This is a genomic window from Arthrobacter sp. MYb23, assembly GCF_002979775.1.
GTDB lineage: Bacteria > Actinomycetota > Actinomycetes > Actinomycetales > Micrococcaceae > Arthrobacter.
In genome coordinates, this window is the sequence record NZ_PCPR01000007.1 from 48,357 (window position 1) to 68,210 (window position 19,854).

The 19,854-nt window shown below is 61.0% G+C and carries 16 protein-coding genes; 10 read left to right on the forward strand and 6 right to left on the reverse strand.

Features of this window, described 5'->3' with window-relative positions; genetic code table 11:
* Positions 1-12: 12 nt before the first annotated feature.
* Positions 13-885 carry a GerMN domain-containing protein gene (locus CQ020_RS09870; RefSeq protein ID WP_105691691.1) on the reverse strand — a complete coding sequence of 291 codons (873 nt, stop codon included), beginning with the start codon at positions 883-885 and terminating at the stop codon, positions 13-15.
* A gap of 427 nt (positions 886-1,312) precedes the next feature.
* Between CQ020_RS09870 and CQ020_RS09875 the strand changes: the two genes are divergently transcribed.
* From CQ020_RS09875 to CQ020_RS09895, 5 genes are all read left to right on the forward strand, one after another.
* On the forward strand, positions 1,313-2,404 hold the full coding sequence (locus CQ020_RS09875) for a PhoH family protein (RefSeq protein WP_105691692.1): 1,092 nt from the start codon (positions 1,313-1,315) through the stop codon (positions 2,402-2,404).
* Positions 2,401-2,874 (forward strand): rRNA maturation RNase YbeY, encoded by a 474-nt coding sequence (gene ybeY, locus CQ020_RS09880; protein WP_024816790.1) that lies wholly within the window; start codon positions 2,401-2,403, stop codon positions 2,872-2,874. Before CQ020_RS09875 ends, ybeY begins: the two co-directional genes overlap by 4 nt.
* The gene (locus CQ020_RS09885) at positions 2,871-4,202 is read left to right on the forward strand and encodes a hemolysin family protein (protein ID WP_105691693.1); all 1,332 of its coding nucleotides are present in this window, start codon (positions 2,871-2,873) and stop codon (positions 4,200-4,202) included. Before ybeY ends, CQ020_RS09885 begins: the two co-directional genes overlap by 4 nt.
* A complete protein-coding gene (era, locus tag CQ020_RS09890) occupies positions 4,186-5,148 on the forward strand; it encodes a GTPase Era (RefSeq protein ID WP_105691694.1) in 963 nt (320 codons plus the stop codon). Before CQ020_RS09885 ends, era begins: the two co-directional genes overlap by 17 nt.
* 106 nt (positions 5,149-5,254) lie before the next feature.
* On the forward strand, positions 5,255-6,814 hold the full coding sequence (locus CQ020_RS09895; RefSeq protein WP_105691695.1) for an LCP family protein: 1,560 nt from the start codon (positions 5,255-5,257) through the stop codon (positions 6,812-6,814).
* A 95-nt stretch (positions 6,815-6,909) separates the two neighbouring features.
* Here CQ020_RS09895 and CQ020_RS09900 read toward each other — a convergent pair whose 3' ends face one another.
* Positions 6,910-8,862, reverse strand: a complete 1,953-nt coding sequence (locus CQ020_RS09900; RefSeq protein WP_105691696.1) for a M13 family metallopeptidase — start codon at positions 8,860-8,862, stop codon at positions 6,910-6,912.
* 249 nt (positions 8,863-9,111) lie between these two features.
* Between CQ020_RS09900 and leuA the strand changes: the two genes are divergently transcribed.
* The 3 genes from leuA (at position 9,112) to CQ020_RS09915 (ending at position 12,516) form a co-directional block, all read left to right on the forward strand.
* Positions 9,112-10,851: a 2-isopropylmalate synthase gene (gene leuA, locus CQ020_RS09905; RefSeq protein WP_105691697.1), complete on the forward strand. Its 1,740-nt coding sequence runs from the start codon at positions 9,112-9,114 to the stop codon at positions 10,849-10,851.
* 85 nt (positions 10,852-10,936) lie between these two features.
* Positions 10,937-11,689: a DNA repair protein RecO gene (gene recO, locus CQ020_RS09910; RefSeq protein WP_105691698.1), complete on the forward strand. Its 753-nt coding sequence runs from the start codon at positions 10,937-10,939 to the stop codon at positions 11,687-11,689.
* 2 nt (positions 11,690-11,691) lie between these two features.
* Complete coding sequence (locus tag CQ020_RS09915; RefSeq protein WP_105691699.1) at positions 11,692-12,516, forward strand: isoprenyl transferase; 825 nt, start codon at positions 11,692-11,694, stop codon at positions 12,514-12,516.
* A 33-nt stretch (positions 12,517-12,549) separates the two neighbouring features.
* On the opposite strand, the gene CQ020_RS09920 is transcribed toward CQ020_RS09915, so the two are convergent.
* The 3 genes from CQ020_RS09920 to CQ020_RS09930 are packed head-to-tail and all read right to left on the reverse strand — an operon-like array spanning position 12,550 to position 16,337.
* Positions 12,550-13,623: an alpha/beta hydrolase gene (locus CQ020_RS09920; protein ID WP_105691700.1), complete on the reverse strand. Its 1,074-nt coding sequence runs from the start codon at positions 13,621-13,623 to the stop codon at positions 12,550-12,552.
* Entirely contained in the window at positions 13,620-14,645 is a 1,026-nt protein-coding gene (locus tag CQ020_RS09925) for an alpha/beta hydrolase (RefSeq protein ID WP_105691701.1), read from the reverse strand. The genes CQ020_RS09920 and CQ020_RS09925 overlap by 4 nt, the downstream gene beginning before the upstream one ends.
* Before the next feature lie 9 nt (positions 14,646-14,654).
* Entirely contained in the window at positions 14,655-16,337 is a 1,683-nt protein-coding gene (locus tag CQ020_RS09930) for an FAD-binding dehydrogenase (protein ID WP_105691702.1), read from the reverse strand.
* Positions 16,338-16,405: 68 nt separating this feature from the next.
* Here CQ020_RS09930 and CQ020_RS09935 point away from each other — a divergent pair, with 68 nt between their 5' ends.
* Positions 16,406-17,485, forward strand: a complete 1,080-nt coding sequence (locus CQ020_RS09935) for a quinone-dependent dihydroorotate dehydrogenase (RefSeq protein WP_105691703.1) — start codon at positions 16,406-16,408, stop codon at positions 17,483-17,485.
* Positions 17,486-17,619: 134 nt separating this feature from the next.
* On the opposite strand, the gene CQ020_RS09940 is transcribed toward CQ020_RS09935, so the two are convergent.
* The gene (locus CQ020_RS09940) at positions 17,620-18,213 is read right to left on the reverse strand and encodes a DUF3043 domain-containing protein (RefSeq protein WP_105691704.1); all 594 of its coding nucleotides are present in this window, start codon (positions 18,211-18,213) and stop codon (positions 17,620-17,622) included.
* 135 nt (positions 18,214-18,348) lie between these two features.
* On the opposite strand from CQ020_RS09940, the gene CQ020_RS09945 reads away from it, so the two are divergent.
* The gene (locus CQ020_RS09945) at positions 18,349-19,782 is read left to right on the forward strand and encodes a dipeptidase (RefSeq protein ID WP_105691705.1); all 1,434 of its coding nucleotides are present in this window, start codon (positions 18,349-18,351) and stop codon (positions 19,780-19,782) included.
* The last annotated feature ends 72 nt before the right edge of the window (positions 19,783-19,854 follow it).

A 19,854-nucleotide genomic window follows, 5' to 3' on the forward strand; every position in this document is an offset into this window, starting at 1 on the left:
CCGACCCCGCCGTTATCCGACGTTGAACAAGCGGGTGTCAATGCTCGTTTCGATGGTTGCACCGGCTTCATCGACTTGTGAAACCCGCAACTCATACTTTCCGGCCTTCAGCGTGGCGCTGAAGGTGAAAACTCCGTACTGCCCCGGCTCGCCGGTTGCCTGGGTTTGTCCAGTGAAGAGGCTGGTCTTTTCGCCCTTGCCGTTCTCCTGCAATATCTGCCAGTTGACTGGCCGTGAACTGTCGGTGCTGCGGCCATTGAACTTGACCACACCGGCCGGCAGTGTTGTTTCCTCCTGCGGATCGATAATCCATAGAGGGGCCACCAACGACGCGTTCCGTTCCATGGGTTGACCGAGTTTTACCTGCCCGAAGGCCATGTAGTCCGTGTGTCCGTCAACCAGGATGACAACTTGGATCTGTTGGCCGGAGTTTATGAGTCCCGAGGACGAGGCTGCTGCGGTGGCTGTGTAGACCAGCTGCTGGACAGCGCGCTGCGCCATTCCGGCGTCGAGGTTTGAGTTGAAGGCATCCCGCGAAATATCTACGGTGATGACGTTCTTGCCGGAGATGGACGTTGCCAGGCTCTCCGGGGCCTGCCATGGCGTGAAGAAGTCGTGGTCCAAGGGTTTTTCGGACATCATGATCCGGAGCGCGGTGGTCACAGGGTTTCCGTCGCTGGAAATGTCCCTGAACTCACGGTAGAGGTAAACCTCTTCCTTGCTGCGTCCAATCCAGTAAACAGGGATCTTCGTGGAAGCCTGCGTAGTTTCCAGCGGTGCGTGGCTGGCAGGGGCGTCCTGAAGAGTGACCGGTGGCGGACTCGTGGTGGCTTGGGTGCCGCCGCCATTGGCTATGCAGCCGGTGAGAAGCAGGACAGCAAGCATCGCAGGCACGGCGATGACGGACTTAGTCCGTTTGTGCGCGCCATCTCCGATGCTTACTGGCTCTGAAATGGGTGTCCTGCCTTACCGTGTGTCTCTTGGCGGACCCTGCCGCCGGGGCGGGACCGCAGGGTGCCGATGCCACCCGCTATGCCAGCTTGGCACATCGTCGACGCCGGTCAGCCGGGATTGGGCGGGCCGGCGCCAACTGAAACATGATTGATACCCGCTTGATGCCGAGTTGAGACAAAATGTATGACATGACAGCGGGGCTCCAATGGTGGCGGCGGTTTCGGTTCCACGGACGCAAGGCTGGCGTAGGATTGAAGACATTCCGGCATCCGGACAGGCACCTTTCAGCGGCCGCGAATGTCGAATCGATGGCGTTAACACGACCAACCGGAGGAGAAAAGGCCCTAGGGCCAGCACTATGAGTGAATCTTTGAACGGGCGGCTCAGGACCGGAAACGGCAACCAGCCGCCCACCGAGTTCCCGCACACACTACCGGGTACGCGCACGGAAGTTGTCACCTTCGACAACTCCGACCAGATGGTTCACTCGTTGGGCAGCCACGACGAAGCCCTGCGGTACATCGAGGAACAGTTCCAGGACGTCAGCTTCCATGTCCGGGGCAACGAACTCTCCATGACAGGTCCTTCCACCGTCATTCCACGTGTCATGCGTCTTCTGGAGGAAGTCCGCGGGCTCGTCGCTAAAGGGACCGTGGTCACTCCGGACATCCTTCAACAGCTCGTGTCCCTCCTGAGGGCCCAGTCCGTGCAGAATCCGGCCGATGTCCTGACGCACAACATCCTGTCCAGCAGGGGCAAGACCATTCGGCCCAAGACGCTGAATCAGAAGAACTATGTTGATGCCATTGACCAGAACACGGTGATTTTTGGAATTGGTCCGGCAGGTACTGGCAAGACCTATTTGGCAATGGCCAAAGCAGTGCAGGCCCTGCAGACGAAGGAAGTCAGCCGGATCATCCTGACCCGGCCTGCAGTGGAGGCGGGGGAGAGGCTGGGTTTCCTCCCCGGCACGCTGAGCGACAAAATCGACCCCTATCTCCGCCCGCTGTATGACGCGTTGCACGACATGATGGACCCCGAGTCCATCCCGCGGCTGATGGCTGCAGGGACCATCGAAGTAGCACCCTTGGCCTACATGCGCGGACGCACGCTCAATGACGCCTTCATCATCCTCGACGAGGCACAAAACACCACTCCAGAGCAGATGAAGATGTTCCTTACCCGTCTGGGCTTTGGTTCAAAAATGGTGGTCACCGGTGACGTTACGCAGATCGATCTGCCGTCCGGTTCGACGTCCGGTTTGAGGATCGTCAGGGAAATCCTGAAGGGAATTGACGACGTCAACTTCTCCATCCTCGAAGCAGCCGACGTCGTGCGCCACCGGTTGGTTGCCGACATCGTCTCCGCCTACAGCACGTGGGATGACGCACACAGCGGCGATGCTGCAAATACAGCTGGAGCACAGTACAACCGTGGAGTTCGTAAATGAGCATTGAAGTAAACAACGAGTCCGGTGTAGCGGTGGACGAAGCGCAACTGGTGACGTTGGCACGCTTCATCTTTGAGCGTTTGTTCATCCACCCCCAGGCGGAACTGTCCATCCTCCTTGTCGATGAACCGGCCATGGAGAAACTCCACATTGAGCTGATGGACGAGCCCGGTGCAACGGACGTCTTGTCCGTCCCCATGGACGAACTGACGCCGGGCACTCCGGACAAGCCCACGCCGCAGGGAATGTTGGGAGACATCGCCATCTGCCCGCAGGTGGCCGAGGTGCAGGCGCGAAATGCCGGCCACGCCACGCAGGATGAGATGTTGCTCCTGACCACCCACGGCATTCTCCACCTGCTGGGCTTCGACCATGCCGAGCCAGAGGAAAAAGAAGAGATGTTCGGTTTGCAGCGCGAACTGCTGTCTGAATTCCTGGGCAAGGATGCCCCCATGGAGACCATGCAGTGACCTCGATCATCCTGGTCGGCATGGCGCTGGTTTTCCTCAGCTTCGTTGCGCTGCTGACCGCGGCGGAGGCTGCCTTCAACTTCCTGCCCCGGCATGAGGCCGAACAATCCATCGTACGGAGCAAGGGCAAGGCGCTGGGGGGAATCCTCAAGAACCCGATCGCCCACATGCGCGCCCTGCGTTTTTGGCGCGTGTGGTTCGAAATGGCGGCAGCAGTCGCCGTCGCCGTGGTTCTGCACAGTCTGCTGGACAACGTGTGGCTCGCCGGACTTGCAGCCACGGGCATCATGGCGGTGATCGGCTTCGTCCTGGTGGGCGTTTCGCCCAGGCAACTGGGCCGCGCGCACTCTGGCCCCGTCGTTCGCTTCACGGCACCGCTCATCAGGTTCCTTTGCTGGATACTGGGACCCATCCCCGGCTGGCTTGTGGCTCTGGGACAGGCGGTTGCACCCGGCGCCCCGAGTGGTGACGATGCTTTCGTCAGCGAAGAAGAGTTCCGTGAATTCGTCGATCGTGCCGCGGAGTCGGACATGATCGAAGACAATGAGGCAGAACTCATCCATTCGGTTTTTGATTTCGGTGACACGTTGGTGCGTTCCGTCATGGTTCCCCGCACCGACATCGTCAGCATCGGCACGGGCTCGGATCTCGAAACGGCGATGGGCCTTTTCCTGCGGTCCGGCTACTCAAGGATCCCGGTCATCGGTGAGAACACTGATCAGATCCGTGGAATTCTCTACCTCAAGGATGTGGCTGCCGCCATGCATCGGAGGGAACCCGGATTACAAGCCCACGATGTCGACTCGCTCGCACGGGACGTGCGATATGTCCCGGAGTCCAAGCCGGTCAGCGATCTTCTCAGGGAACTCCAGAAGGAGTCCACACACGTGGCCATCGTCATCGACGAGTATGGCGGGACCGCCGGGTTGGTCACGCTTGAAGACCTGATCGAGGAGATCGTTGGTGAGATCGTGGATGAATACGACGCCGCCGCGGAAGAAGCTGTAGGTCTAGGCGATGGCACCTACCGCGTCAGCGCCCGCATGAGCATCGATGACCTGGGTGAACTTTTCGACATCGACCTTGACGACGACGAAGTGGATACAGTGGGCGGTCTGCTCGCCAAAGCCCTTGGTCAGGTACCCATTGTGGGGAGTGCCGTCGAAGTGAACGGAATTTCGCTCCGGGCCGATAGGCTGGAGGGTCGCCGAAACAGGGTCAGCCACATCATTGCGGCAGCCATGCCAAAGGAAGACACTGACTTTGAAGACCTACTCGATGACGCCGACTCAACGCAACAGGGAGTTCCACGTGAGCAAGCAAAATAAGAAATTCGACGCCGATGCTGATTTCGGTGGCTTCCACGCGGGCTTCTCGGTGCTTGTGGGCCGGCCCAACGCTGGAAAGTCCACCCTGACTAATGCCTTGGTGGGGCAGAAGGTGGCCATCACCTCGGCCAAGCCGCAAACAACACGGCACACCATCCGCGGTATTGTCCACCGCGAAGACGCCCAATTGATCCTCGTGGACACCCCTGGTCTCCACCGGCCCCGTACGCTGCTGGGGAAGCGGCTCAACGACCTTGTGGCCGATACTTTGTCGGAAGTGGACGCGATCGGGTTCTGCCTGCCGGCAAACGAGAAGATCGGACCCGGCGACAAATACATCGCGGCTCAACTGGCCGCCGTCGGACGCAAGCCCATCGTGGCGCTGGTGACCAAGACCGATCTTGTGGACCGTCAGGCGTTGACTGAGCAACTGCTCGCAGTCGCCGCATTGGGTCGCGACGTCCTTGGCGAGCAAGGGTGGGCTGACATCGTGCCGGTGTCTGCCGCCGATGGCTTCCAGGTTTCCACTGTTGCCGATGTCCTGATCAGCCACATGCCGCCTTCGCCGCCGCTTTATCCCGACGGCGAACTCACTGACGAGCCTGAGGCGGTCATGATCGCTGAGCTCATTCGCGAAGCCGCCCTTGAGGGCGTCCGCGATGAACTTCCCCACTCGCTCGCAGTGGTGGTGGAGGAGATTGTGCCCCGCGAAGGCCGTACTGAGGACAACCCGCTGTTGGATGTTCGGGTGAATCTTTACGTCGAACGCCCCTCCCAGAAGGCCATCATTATCGGTAAGGGGGGAAGCCGGCTGCGTGAAGTGGGAACCAACGCCCGGAAAGGCATTGAAACGCTGCTGGGCACTCGGATTTACCTCGATCTTCACGTCAAGGTAGCCAAGGATTGGCAGCGAGATCCCAAGCAATTGGTCAAACTCGGCTTCTGATTGGCATCGCTGGATCCGGCGTGGCTTGGGGCCCGATAAGGAAGTTCTCAGAAACGGCAACTATGATTGCGGGGATCCAGCTGTTTGATGAAAGGTAAACCAAATAGTGCGACGTCGTGACGCCCGCCCGCAGGGCACCGGCACCGCTGGCCCTTCCGGGGCACGCCATGGAGAGGATACCGACGGTACTCCTCGCCACATGAAGGCGCCCAAAGGCCTGCCGATGTGGTTGAAGATCGTTACCGGCGTGGTTTCTGTTGCGCTGGTTGCAGGCGTTGCCTTTGCCGCTTTCTGGTTTATCCGCCTGCAGAACAACATCACCAAGGCGCCCTTGAGCGCAGCGGAAACCCGCAACGCCGGTGACCCCTTGGCCGATGACAAGACGGATCGATTGCAGATCCTGATCCTCGGTTCCGATACCCGTGACGGCAAAAATGCCGAGTACGGCAGTACTGAAGACTCCACCGGGTACGGCCACTCCGACGTCATGATGCTGCTGGATATATCCGCGGACAACAAACGCGTCAATGTCTTGAGTTTTCCGCGAGACCTGTTGGTGGACGTGCCGCAATGTACGGACCGCACCAACAACCAGACTTTCCCGGCCCGCAGTGGCGTTATGATCAACGAGGCCATGGCCGAAGCCGGAATCGGTTGTGCCGTGGACACTGTCAACAAGCTCACCGGCCTGGAAATCGATCACTTCATGATGGCGGACTTCAACGCCGTCAAGGAGCTTTCCCACGCCGTGGGTGGCGTCAACGTCTGCGTCAGTGATCCGGTGTTTGACCCGGATTCCCGGCTGCGCCTGGCCAAGGGCGACTCCCTGGTCGAGGGCGAACAGGCACTGGCATTCCTGAGGACCAGGCACGCTTTCGGCGACGGAGGCGACCTCGGGCGTATCAAGGGCCAGCAGGCGTTCCTCTCATCCCTCACGAGGAAGCTCAAGGACGAAGGAACTCTGGGCAATCCGCAGAGGCTGTTGCAGATCGCAGATGTGGTCACCAAGAACCTGACGGTGGACGAGGGACTGGCGTCAGTTCCTTCGCTGCTCACCATTGGTGGGCGGCTCAAGGACATTGATGTTTCCAAGGTGGCATTCGTCGCGGTGCCCACTCAGGCTGCGGCGGCGGACCCTAACCGGCTGGAACTCATCGAACCTCAGGCATCGCAGCTGTTCGCGGCACTTCGTGCGGACCTCGACCTCACAAACCCAGGTGCGACGTCCACGCCCGCTCCCAGCGAAAGTCCTGCCCCACAGCCGACGGCCACCACGCCCGCGGCACCCGCCTACGACAAAGCCATCCAGCCCGTAGCTGTTGCCAACGGCAGCGGCGTTGCCACCAGGGCACAGGAACTCATGACTGTGCTCACCGGCAACGGATTTACCCAGGCCGTGTCCTACTTGGCCAACCCGGTGGATCAGACAGTGCTGTACTACGGGCCCGGTTTTGCGGAAGTGGCTGCCGACGTAGCTACACTCTTCGGCATTCCTGCCGCGCAGGTCCAAGAAGCACCGGGCGTAGCGGGCGTGCAGCTCTACGTGGGTACCGATTTCGGCACCGGAACCGCTTACGGTGCCGCCTCGGTGCCGTCCAATGTGGTCAACCAAACGGCCAACGATGCCGTGTGTCAACAGGTGAATCCTCTGTACATTGATCAGTAGCGAAATAGTGATCAGTAGCTGAGTTTTCCCGCAATAGCGCATAGAGCAACGGCCGGTCAGTTATCCAACTGGCCGGCCGTTGCTGGTGCTGAGTACTACCAGATGCTGACGCGTTCCCCTGGTTCCATCCACATGCCGTCGGTTTCCGTCACGGCGAACGCTTGATGGAACGCGTCGAGGTTGCGGGCAATGGCGTTGGTGCGGAACTCGTTGGGGGAGTGGGGGTCGGTAGCCAGTCTTCGGATGGCTTCTTCGGCGCGGATCACCTGGCGCCAACCGGCAGCCCACGACATGAAGAACCGTTGGAAGCCCGTAAAACCGTCAATGACTTCCGGCTCGGCTCCGTTCAGGCTGAGGAGGTAGGCCTTGTACGCAATCGTCAGGCCGCCGAGGTCGCCGATGTTTTCACCCAGCGTCAGCTTGCCATTGACCTTATGGTCCGGCGCGGCATACGGGGACAAGGCATCGTACTGGGCAACCAACTTCGCAGTCAGTGCTTCGAAGGCCGTCCGGTCGTCCTCTGTCCACCAGTTGCGAAGCGCGCCGCTGCCATCGAATTGGGATCCTTGGTCGTCGAAACCATGGCCGATCTCGTGGCCGATCACCGCACCGATGCCACCATAGTTCACAGCATCATCGGCATCCGCAGTGAAGAACGGAGGCTGAAGGATGGCCGCAGGGAAGACGATCTCGTTGAGCATCGGATGGTAATAGGCATTGACCGTCTGCGGTGTCATGAGCCACTTTGTCAGATCAACCGGCTTACCGATTTCATCCAAGTGCCGGTCAACATCAGCATCATGGGCGCGTTCCACGTTGCCGAGGAGATCCTTGGGGTCGATCTCGACGGCGGAGTAGTCGATCCACTTCTCCGGGAAGCCAATCTTTGGCCGGAATGCGTCCAGCTTCTTGAGTGCCTCCTTTTTGGTGTCCTCGCCCATCCACGCCAGGGAGGAGATACTCTCCCGGTAAGCTTCGATCAGGTTTGAGACGAGTGTCTCCATCCTTGCCTTGTGTCCCGCAGGGAAGTGCCGGTCAACGTAGATCTGGCCCACTGCCTCGCCGAGGGCTGCTTCTACCACTGCCACCCCGCGCTTCCACCGTTCTTTGTTCTGCGGCGTACCACTGAGCGTGGTGCCGTAGAAGTCGAAGTTCGTGGAGACGAACCCTGTTGAAAGATACGGGGCGGCCGAGCTGAGAACCCGGAGTGTCAGCCATTCCTTCCAGGCTTCCAGTGACTCGGATTCCAGCAAAGCCGCAGCGCCTGCAAAGAAGTCCGGAGTGCTCACCACTATTTCGCTTGTCTTTGCTGCGTCTACCCGCGCGGCCTGGAACCACGTGTCAAGAAGAGGGAAGATCGCTGCGGCTTCGTCTGCGGTCTTGAGGTTGTAGGTCTTTTGGGGGTCCCGCAGCGTGACGTTGTCCCAGTGGTGGGATGCCAAGGCGGTTTCCAGTGCGACGATGCGCTGTGAGGAAGCCTGTGCGTCCGCTATACCCGCGAGGTTGAACAGTTTGGCAATGTAATCGCCGTATGCGGCAACAATGGCCGCGAACTTTTCTTCGCGGTAGTAGGACTCGTCCGGCAAGCCCAAGCCGCCCTGCCCGATGTACAGAAGGATCCGCTCGGGGTTGCCGGCGTCCGGAGCTGGGTAGATGGAGAAGAGTCCGGAGACGTCTGAGCGGAACAAACGTCCCATCAGGGCGGCGAGTTCCTCGACGGAACCCACCGCCTGGACCTCATCAAGGCGGCTTCGCACCGGTTCCAGGCCCTTTGCTTCGGCTGCTTCTTCGTCCATGAAGCTGGCATAAAGGCCGCCGACCTTCTGTTCGACGCCAGTGGCTGACTCTCCCTTGGCGGCTGCTTCTTCAATGATCGCCTTGACGGCCAACTCGGCGCCATCCCGCAAGGCCGTGAAGGTACCTTCCAGTGGCCTGTCGTCAGGGATCGTTGTGCTGTTGAGCCACGCGCCGTTGACATGCTGATAGAGGTCGTCCTGGGGCCGGACGCTGTGATCGATATTCGAAAGAGAGATCCCCGACTGTGGCACTGTGGCTCCTTGTGTGGACGCTGCAGCCGGCGTTGCCACCGTCGCGGCGTCTGCATAGTGGACGTTGCATGAGGTGTTGCACTGTCATCATACGCATCGTGTTACTGTGAATTTGTGCGTACGGCGATGCTTCTTCTTAGCTGCCGCGGCGAGGCCTGAAAGCTATCTGAAGCTGGGCCATCCTCGCCGCGGAGTTCCGTTGTGTCCGGCTAAGCTTTCACTTAGTTCTTAGAGAAAAGGCCACACGTCATGCGTAATGCACAAAAGCCCTCCGGTATGCCGATTCACCGCTACCTGCCGTTCCAAGACCTGATTAGCGTCGAGGTCCCGGACCGTACCTGGCCCGATAAAGTCATCACCAAGGCTCCGCGTTGGTGTGCAGTTGACCTCCGCGATGGCAACCAGGCGCTGATCGACCCCATGAGTCCGGCCCGCAAGCTGAAGATGTTCCAGCTGCTGGTCAAGATGGGGTACAAGGAGATCGAAGTTGGTTTCCCCTCGGCCTCGCAGACGGACTTCGACTTCGTTCGCCAGCTCATTGAGGGCGGCCATATTCCGGACGACGTCAGCATCCAGGTCCTGACGCAGGCACGTGAGCACTTGATCGAGCGCACCTACGAGTCTCTGGTTGGAGCCAAGCAGGCGATTGTGCACCTGTATAACTCCACCTCCGTACTGCAGCGTCGCGTCGTGTTCAACCAGGACGAGGACGGCATTCTGGACATTGCCCTGCAGGGTGCGCGCTTGTGCAAGAAATACGAAGAAACCCTCACGGACACACACATAACGTATGAATACTCGCCGGAGTCCTTTACCGGAACTGAGCTCGAGTACGCCGCCCGTGTGTGCAATGCCATTGCGGACGTCTTTGAGGCATCTGCTGATAAGCAGGTCATCATCAACCTGCCTGCCACCGTTGAAATGGCAACCCCCAACGTCTACGCCGACTCGATCGAGTGGATGCACCGCAACCTGCACCCCCGCGAGGGAATCATCATCTCCCTTCACCCCCACAACGACCGCGGAACAGGCGTAGCTGCTGCTGAACTCGGGTACCTGGCAGGTGCGGATCGTATTGAAGGCTGCTTGTTCGGCAACGGCGAACGCACCGGCAACGTGGATTTGGTGACACTGGGCCTGAACATGTTTGTGCAGGGCGTTGACCCCATGATCGATTTCTCTGATATCGATGAAATCCGCCGCACGGTGGAGTACTGCAACCAGCTGCCGGTTCCGGAGCGTTCACCCTACGGTGGCGACCTCGTCTTTACCGCTTTTTCCGGTTCGCACCAAGATGCCATCAAGAAGGGCTTCGAGGCGTTGGAGAAGGACGCTGCAGCTGCAGGAAAGGCGGTGGACGACTTCACCTGGCAGGTGCCCTACCTGCCCATCGATCCCAAGGATCTTGGCCGCAGCTACGAAGCCGTGATCCGCGTCAACTCGCAGTCCGGCAAGGGCGGCGTAGCGTACCTCCTGAAGAACGAGCACAACCTGGATCTGCCCCGGCGGGCCCAGATTGAGTTCTCCGGAGTCATCCAGCGCCGCACCGATGCCGTGGGCGGCGAGGTAAGCGGTGCCCAGCTGTGGCAGATCTTCCAGGACGAGTACCTGCCCTCTGACGAAGAGCAAGCCCAGTGGGGCCGCTATGGATTGGGCAGCGTGAGCACCGAGACGGACGAATCCGGCGCAATGACCATGAACGCCAACCTGCGGATCGACGGCGTCGAAGTCCGCCGGACGGGCCACGGCAATGGTCCCATCGCGGCCCTCCTGGACATACTGCACCATGACGGCGTTGACGTGCGGGTGCTGGATTACAGCGAGCACGCCCTCTCCGAAGGCGGCAGCGCCAGCGCAGCAGCATATGTTGAGTGTGCTGTGGGAGAGCGCGTCTTGTGGGGCGTGGGAATTGATCCCAGCACCACCACGTCATCCCTCAAGGCCCTGATTTCGGCGGTAAACCGGGCCGTTCGGGACGCCCAGGCGTAAGGGCCCCTCGTGTGGTGACGGGAAATCCCGTCACCACACGGTCCGGCGAACACTGCCGGACCCCGGCATAGTGCGAAGATTAGTTGTGGCCAATCCGTCTTTTGCAGCACGCTCCTATCGGGACGATGCCGTGGTGCTCCGCACCCATAAGTTGGGTGAGGCGGACCGAATCATCACTTTGCTGACCAAGCACCATGGCCAGGTTCGTGCCGTTGCCAAGGGCGTCCGCAGGACCAGCAGCCGCTTCGGAGCCCGCCTGGAGCCGTTTATGGTGGCGGATCTGCAACTTGTCCAAGGCCGGACCTTGGACATTGTGACCCAGGCCGTGGCGAAAGGCGCGTACGGAAGCAGTATCGCCGCCGATTACGGGCGCTTTACCGTGGCTGCAGCCATGACAGAGACTGCCGAGAAGCTCACGGATGCTGATAACGAATCAGGGACCGCACACTACAATCTGCTGGTTGGGGCCCTGGCTGCACTAAGCCGTTCGGACCATCCGCCGGAACTCATTCTAGATTCTTATCTATTACGGGCTTTGGCCACTGGTGGCTGGGCGCCGAGCTTCACCGATTGTGCACGTTGTGGCCGTCCCGGTCCTCACACGGCATTCGCCGCTCCCGTAGGCGGCATGGTGTGCAGCGATTGCAGGCCCCCGGGTTCACCGGCTCCGGCACCGGAAACAGTGGTGCTGCTCGGTGCCCTGCTGACCGGCACATGGAGCGTCGCCGATGCTTCAGACCCTCGGCATAGGCGGGAGGCCGCCGGCTTGGTGGCAAGCTACCTTCAATGGCACCTTGAACGGGCCTTGAAATCACTCAAACATGTGGAGCGAAGCTGACAGTGGTACTTGGAAAGAAGAGCAAGTCAATCGCGGCAAGGACGACTCCTGTGGTCGCCCCTTATGGACACCCTTCCGGGGCGGTACCGCCAAGCATTCCGAGTGAGTTCATCCCGCAGCATGTCGCGATAGTCATGGATGGCAACGGGCGCTGGGCCAATCAGCGTGGCCTCCCGCGGATTGAGGGGCATAAAGCGGGGGAGCCCGCGCTCCTGGACGTCATGGCCGGGGCCATTGAACTCGGAATCAAGTACGTCAGCGTCTATGCGTTCTCCACTGAGAACTGGCGCCGGTCGCCCGAAGAAGTTCGTTTCCTCATGGGATTTAACAAGGATGTGCTACGCCGCCAGCGCAACCAATTGGATGAGTGGGGTGTACGGATCCGCTGGGCTGGACGCCGCCCCCGCCTGTGGGGATCGGTGATCAAGGAGCTGGAAGAGGCCGAGGACTATACCCGCGCCAATGACACCTGCACTTTGACCATGTGTGTTAACTACGGCGGCCGCGCAGAAATTGCCGATGCCGTCTCGGCCATCGCTCATGACGTCGCTGCAGGCCGCCTGAAGCCGGGATCGGTCTCGGAGAAGACGATTCAGAAGTATCTGGATGAGCCGGACCTTCCTGACGTGGATCTCTTTCTCCGCAGCTCGGGGGAGCAGAGGTTGTCCAACTTCCTGTTGTGGCAATCCGCGTATGCGGAGTTCGTCTTCATGGACACGTTGTGGCCGGACGTGGACAGACGGACCCTGTGGGACGCCGTCGAGATTTATGCAAAACGCGACCGTCGCTATGGAGGGGCCGTTGATGCGGCACCAGCAGTTAAGTAGCACGCGCCAGCCAATTAGCATGCGCTTGTTAACTCAGTAGGGATAGGCTGCCAACCACACGGCTACGTCCCGGTAGGCCTGTTGGCGGACGGTCCGCCTTGAGAGAAAGACGTCGTGCAGGGCGCCCGGATAGCGGAACACGGCAGTCCTTCTGGCAAGGCCAAGTGCCCTCCGTGCGGTTTCCTCGACGTCAATAACCGCATCAGCCCGCATCAAGTCCGCAGTCCATTCGGCCTGGATCCGGGTCCGCCCGGACAGAAGCACCAGAACGGGTGCGTCGATGTTGAGCTTGCGTTCCACTGCTGCGTGGCCCGCAAGAACCGCTTTGGTCCATCCGGCGCGAATAGGAAAAGAAGCCCGTGGCCGCCACACGGGATCCAAGATCCATTCGCCGTGTCCCTCATTGCTGACACTTTCCCAGTACGCCGGCATTTCCGGGAATCTGAACGGGCGCTTTGGATCGGTCCGTGCAAAAGGTTCCACCAGGTGCATGGCGATGCTCCGGACCAAACTGCTTCCCTGGAGTTCCAGCCATGGCGAATTCAGGACCAGGGTACCCACACGTCCGGGATTGCGGTCGGCCCACAAAGCCGCGATCAACCCGCCCAGGGAATGGGCGAGCATGTGGATGGTGGGAGGAGTGGAATTACTGGTTCTTAGAGCTACGTCCCGTTCTATTTCACGTAAGGCCGCAGCGAGGTCTTCGTCGTAGGCGCCGAGGTCCGACGTGTAGCCGGGCGTTTGCCCCGGCAACAGGCTGCGGCCGAACTTCCGCAGGTCCACGGCATAGAAATGAAAGCCCGACGCCGTCAGGTACTCGGCGAGCTCGGTCTGCAGGAAGTAATCCGCCCATCCGTGCAAATAGAGGACTACTCTGGGTGCTCCGCCGGGGTCGGCAGGCGTGGGGCGGCGTTTGCGTTTGGTAAAGGACGCCAGGAAGTCAAGCACTCCTTGTGGAGACGGATGAGCAGCTGGTGGTGCATGCCTGATGAGGGTCGCTTTGACCGGCCCCTCTTCATCGGATTTCAACGGTAGATCCATGCACTCGTAGCCGTGGCCGAGAACGTCGGGTTGCCAGAGCGAAACCGACTCCTCCGTGGTGGTCATGTGTCTCCTTCCCGCCAATGCTCAGGCTCGTCGTTATCCATGAATCCGTTGACCCACCGTGCAAGTCGCGCATAGGCGTCCTTCCGCACGGCTGGAGCCGAAAGAAAGACGTCGTGGAGGGCACCATCGATGCGTTCCAAGGTAACTGTCCGCCCTAAGGCCATGGCCCGCAAAGCTATGACACCGACGTCCAGCACGGCATCCGAACGGCGCATCGATTCCTGCCACACCATGCCATTGGCGCTGGTGCTGGAGGTCAGCACAAGGACCGGCATCTCCAGGTTGAGGCCCCGGGCCACTTGTGAATGGCCGGCAAAGACAGCGCTGAGCCAGCCAGCGCGGACCGGGAACGCAAGCGGAGGCCGATAGTTCTCATCCAGGGTCCATTCCCCTTCGGCGGTACTGCTGATGCTCCGGAAGTAGAAGCCGCGCTCCGGCAACCTTAAGACAGTCTCGGGGCGGATCTTTGCAAGGGGGGACACCATGGCTTGGGCAGCGCGCCGCACCAGTGAGCTGCCGTGCATCTCCAGCCACGGACTGTCGAGAATCAGGTATTGGACGTTGTCCGGGTGGCGGCTGGCCCACAGCGCTGCCACCAACCCTCCGGTGGAATGGCCCATCAGTGTCAGGCTCCCCTTCGGGGAGGAAGCACGATCGCCATGAATGACGTCGATGGCTTGTTGAATCTCGGCGTCGTAGTCGATCAGGTTCCCTACATAGCCGCCGGGCATATCGGAACGGAGGCTTCGGCCATGGTTATGCATGTCCAAGGCGTAAAAGTCGTAGCCTTGGTCTGCCCAGAAGCCGGCCAGTGCGGTGTTGAAGAAGTAGTCACTCCAACCGTGGAGGAACAGTACGGCGCCGTGGCGCTTCGGCGGTGACTGGCCGTCGTCGTCGGCGAAGCTCCCGGGCTGGACTCTGTGCCGGATCAAGGTGGCATGCCTGATCACGCCATCCGGGCCCGTGGCCTCCAGGCCACAGGCTTGGAACTCGGGTCCAAGTATGTCAGTGGTCCACTCCATAAGTTCAGCTTAGACACTGGCAGCGGCGTGCCGGCCTGCAGCCCTCCCGGTGAACAGGCAACCTCCCAGGAAGGTTCCTTCCAACGCCCGGTACCCGTGGATGCCACCGCCTCCGAAGCCGGCCGCTTCGCCTGCAGCATAGAGGCCTGGGATGACCATACCCTCGCCATTCAGCACCCTTGTGTGCAGATCAGTGGTGATTCCGCCCAGGCTTTTCCGCGTTAGCACCGAGAGTCGGATGGCAATCAAGGGTCCATGCCGAGGGTCCGTCAACCGATGCGGGGGAGCAACCCGCATGAGCTTGTCGGTGGCGAATCGACGCGCCGCCCTGATTGCGGCCAGTTGGGGGTCCTTACCCAGGCCGCTGCTCACCTGACTGTCCCGTGCCCGGATCACTGCCTCAAGCCCGGCGGCGTCAATCAAGGAGGTTCCAGTGAGCTGGTTCATGCGTGCTGCAAGATCAGCAGGCGTTGATGCCTGAAGGAAGTCGACGCCCTTGTCCAGAAAGCGCTGAATGGGCGAGTCCTGTGTGGGTCGAAGACGCGATGCGAGCAGCCGTACGTCTTTACCCGTAAGATCCGGGTTCTGCTCGGAGCCGGAGAGCGCCAGTTCCTTCAAGGCAATGGTGCGGTTGAGGACAAACCAAGAGTATCCATGGCCCGTACCCACTATGTGCCTCAGCGCCCCCTGGGAGTCAAAGCCCGGGAAGAGCGGCGCCGGCAGCTGACCTCCTTCTGCGTCCAGCCATAGTGAAGAAGGCCCGGGAAGAATTCGGATCCCGTGGTTGGGCCACACAGGATCGTAGTTGTGGATCCCTTCGGGGTAGTGCCACATCCGGTCGCCGTTGATCAGCGAAGCGCCGGTGGACTCAACGGCGGAGAGAAACTCGCCGTCAACGGACGCCGGCACGCCGCTGAGCAGGTAGTCCGGTGCAGAGCCTCCCGGCCATTGCCTGCGCACTGCCGGGTGGTTACCACCGATGCCGCCCGTCGTCACCACAACAGCATCTGACCTCGCCTCAAAGCTCCCGACGACGCCGCGCCCGGAAGCCTGGCCCCTCACCGCCGTCGACCGTTCCAGTATCTCCCCGGAAACACCGGTAACCCTGCCCGCAGTGGTGGTGAGGGAGACCGCCCGATGCCTGAAGTGCATGCTGACCCTGCCAGCATCAAGGCCTTCGCGCACCTTGGCGAGGAACGGTTCAACAAGCGCCGGCCCGGTTCCCCAGGTGACGTGGAACCGGGGGACGGTGTTGCCGTGGCCCTGAGGTCCGTAGCCGCCGCGTTCAGCCCACTGCACCAAAGGAAAGATGCCAACGCCCAGACTTCGCAGCCATGCCCGTTTCTCGCCTGCCGCGAAGTGGACATAGGCCTCTGCCCATTCCCGGGCGGTGTGATCCCGGGGCCGATCGAAAGCTGCTGAAGCAAGCCAGTCGGAGAGGGCAAGCTCGGCGCTGTCCTTCACGCCCAATCGCCGTTGCTCGGGCGTGTTGACCATGAAGAGGCCACCGAAGGACCAGTGGGCCTGGCCGCCAACGGAAGCCTCCGGCTCTTGGTCCAGGACAGCCACAGTCTTGCCGGCGGCATACGCAGTGGCCGCGGCAACCAGTCCGGACAAGCCAGCGCCAACCACCACGATGTCAGCTGTGACCTTATGGTTCCCATGATGTGCGTCACGATTTTCCATCGGCATGCCTACATGCTAGCGGCAGGCAAGGTCACGGGTTTGGTGAGTCGTCGGTAACCGGGAAAACTAGGACCATGCGCGTTTACCCCACATTCTTCAAGTTGGCCTTCTCCTGGATGGATGCCGAGAAGGCCCACAAGATCGGCTTCCAAGGAATCCGGGCGGCCCACCGTTCCGGCGCCGGGAGGATCCTCGCCAGGATCACAACTCCTGATGCTTCCCTTCGTACGGAGGCGCTGGGGCTTGTTTTTCCTTCACCGTTCGGCCTGGCGGCAGGCTTCGATAAGGAGGGACACGGCATCGAAGCCTTGTCCGAGCTTGGATTTGGGCATGTGGAAGTCGGGACCATCACCGGCCAGGCACAGCCAGGGAATGACAAGCCGCGCCTTTTCCGCTTGATTGAGGATAAGGCGGTCATCAACCGCATGGGATTCAATAACGACGGCGCCGCAGCAGTTGCGCCGAGACTCAAGTCAGCACGGGCTGCTTTGCAACGGATGCACCCGGACGTCCGGCCGATTATCGGGGTCAATATCGGCAAGACCAAGGTGGTTGAGCTCGATGACGCTACCGAGGATTACCTGGTCAGTGCCCGAAGCCTGGCGCCGGCGGCCGACTACTTGGTGGTCAACGTGAGCTCGCCCAACACCCCTGGGCTTCGTTTGCTGCAGAACGTGGAAAGCCTGCGGCCCCTGCTCCGGTCGGTTGGCGATGCTGCCGATGAAGCCGCCGGGCGGCATGTTCCCTTGCTGGTCAAGATTGCGCCCGACCTTTCCGATGAGGATGTCGACGACGTCGCACGGCTTGCGTTGGACCTGAAACTTGACGGAATCATCGCCACCAACACCACGATTTCCCGTGACGGCCTCGTCTCGGACGCTGCGAAAGTGGAGTCTCTTGGCGCCGGTGGCCTGTCCGGTGCGCCCCTCAAGCAGCGTTCCTTGGAGGTGCTGCGCAGGCTCAAGGACTCTGTAGGGGACCAACTTGTCCTTATTGCGGTGGGTGGCGTCGCCACCCCGCGGGATGTTCAGGACCGCTTGGATGCCGGGGCCACGTTGGTGCAGGGCTACACCGCATTCCTCTACGAAGGCCCTTTCTGGGCTTCCCGGATCAACAAGGGTCTCGTGAAACTTCGCAGGCGTGCATCCCGCTAAGGCGGGCTCCATCAATAAGGCCCTGGTGACGGGATAGCCTGGAACAAAGAAGACCCCGGACCAGTGGTCCGGGGTCTTCTTCGATGCAAGGGCCCGTGGCGCGTGTCTTATAAGGCGTCTGGGCTTTTTGACTTCTAGTCGGGGTACTGTCCGCGCTTTACCTGGGGTTTGGGAAGGCGGAGCTTGCGGAACTGAAGGGCACGCATGCAGCCGTACCAAATTGAGCCACGCTCCACTTCGCCGAACTTCTCTGTTAGCCGCTTCCGAAGTTTGCGCGAAAGGATGAAGACATCCACAAAGACCGCCAGGAACATAATCCAGAAACCAACGAGGACATAGCTGATGCCGGCGCTGGTGGGCGGAATGATCAGGGAGATGACTACGAACAGCAATGCGCCGAACATGAGGTACTCGCCGAGGCTGAAGCGCGCGTCAACGTAGTCACGCACGTACCGCTTCTGGGGGCCCTTGTCCCGAAGGGGGAGGAATTTCTCGTCTCCCGTGTCCAGGGCCTGCCGCATTTTCTGCCGCTGATCCTGAATGGCCACCCTTTCCGCTGCCTTGGATGCCTTACGGTCGGTGGGAACCAACGGGCGCTTGCGGGCCGCTTCCTGGTCCTTCCGCTTGGGCGTTGGGGCGCCCTTTCCCGCACCGGGCTCCGGTGCGGTGGCGTAGGCCTGATCTACTACTGATTGAGCGCTGGGCTCTTCCTTTTTGCGTCCGAACACCCATACAGAATACCCCTCTGGAAGGTGGTGCACGTTACGTGTCCGGTTTGCCGGCGCCCTTTGACCTGCGTGCGGACCCGTGGTTCCGGCTGTGCCTGCTTCGGAGGGAGAATCCCCGGCGGTAAAGTGTGGCCCATGACTTCAGCACATGCGGAGATCCCGCAGAACAAGCAAGGGCACTCCGGCTCCACTCCTGTCGAGGCACTGACGGCGGCAGTCAACGAATCCTTCGACGCCACGCTTGCGTCGCTGGAAGACCTGGTGGCTATTCCAGGCATTGCGTGGGCTAGCTTCGATCCCAAGGAACTGGATCGGAGCGCCGACGCCGTTGCTTCCTTGGTGAGGAAGGCCGGCATGGAGGACGTCCGGATCCTTCGCTGCAATAAGGCGGACGGTACGCCCGGTGGTCCTGCCGTCGTCGCGCGCCGCCCTGCCGCCCAAGGCAAACCGACTATCCTGCTTTACGCCCACCATGACGTCCAGCCCCCGGGAGACCGAAGCCTCTGGAACTCGGAACCGTTTGTCGCCGAAGAGCGGAATGGCCGTTTGTACGGACGCGGCGCCGCCGATGACAAAGCAGGCATCATGGCGCACCTCGCCGCTTACAGCGCCGTGACGAAGGTCCTGGGGGAGGACTTCGGGCTGGGCGTGACCTTCTTCTTCGAAGGCGAGGAAGAAGCGGGGTCGCCCACTTTCCGTGCCTTCCTTGAGGAGCACCAGGAACTTCTCCGGTCCGATGTGATCGTCGTTGCGGACTCCAGCAACTGGAAGGTGGGAGTACCGGCCCTCACCACCAGCCTTCGTGGCCTGGTGGACGGAACGTTCGAAGTGCGTGTTCTGGAGCATGCCGTCCATTCGGGCATGTTTGGCGGTCCTGTGCTCGATGCCCCCACTCTCTTGTCGCGGCTTATTGCGACCCTCCACGACGACGCCGGCAACGTAGCAGTGGCCGGCCTCGTGGGCCGGGACGAGGTGGCCGTGGACCTCACCGAAGCTGACTACCGCGCCGATGCATCGGTGCTCGACGGCGTACGGCTGGCCGGCAGCGGAACCATCGCCTCGCGTTTGTGGACCAAGCCCGCACTGTCCATCATTGGCATGGACGTCCCCGCCGTCGACGTCGCATCCAACACCCTTATACCGGCGGCCCGGGCGAAGTTCAGCATGAGGCTGGCGCCGGGCCAGGACCCTGAAGCGGCAATGGCGGCCCTGAAGCAGCACGTTGAATCCCATGCGCCGTTCGGTGCCCAGGTGACGTTTACGCCGGGGGAGAGGGGCAATGCCTTCTCCACCGACACGACATCTGCCGCGGCGCGGCTGGCCCTTTGGGCACTGGGGGAATCGTGGGGCGTCAAGCCGGTGGAAATGGGAATCGGTGGTTCCATTCCCTTCATCTCGGATCTCCTGGAGATGTATCCGGATGTCCAGATCCTGGTGACCGGAGTTGAGGATCCCGATTCCCGTGCGCATAGCGCCAATGAATCGTTGCACATCGGAGACTTCCGGCATGCTGTCCTGGCTGAGACCCTGATGCTCGCCCGGCTCAACACCGACGGCCTGGCAGAGTAGCCTCCGACGTCGCGCCGGGAACAACCACATGCTGGCTGTGGTTACGTCAGGAGTTACAGCTAAGCGTCTGCG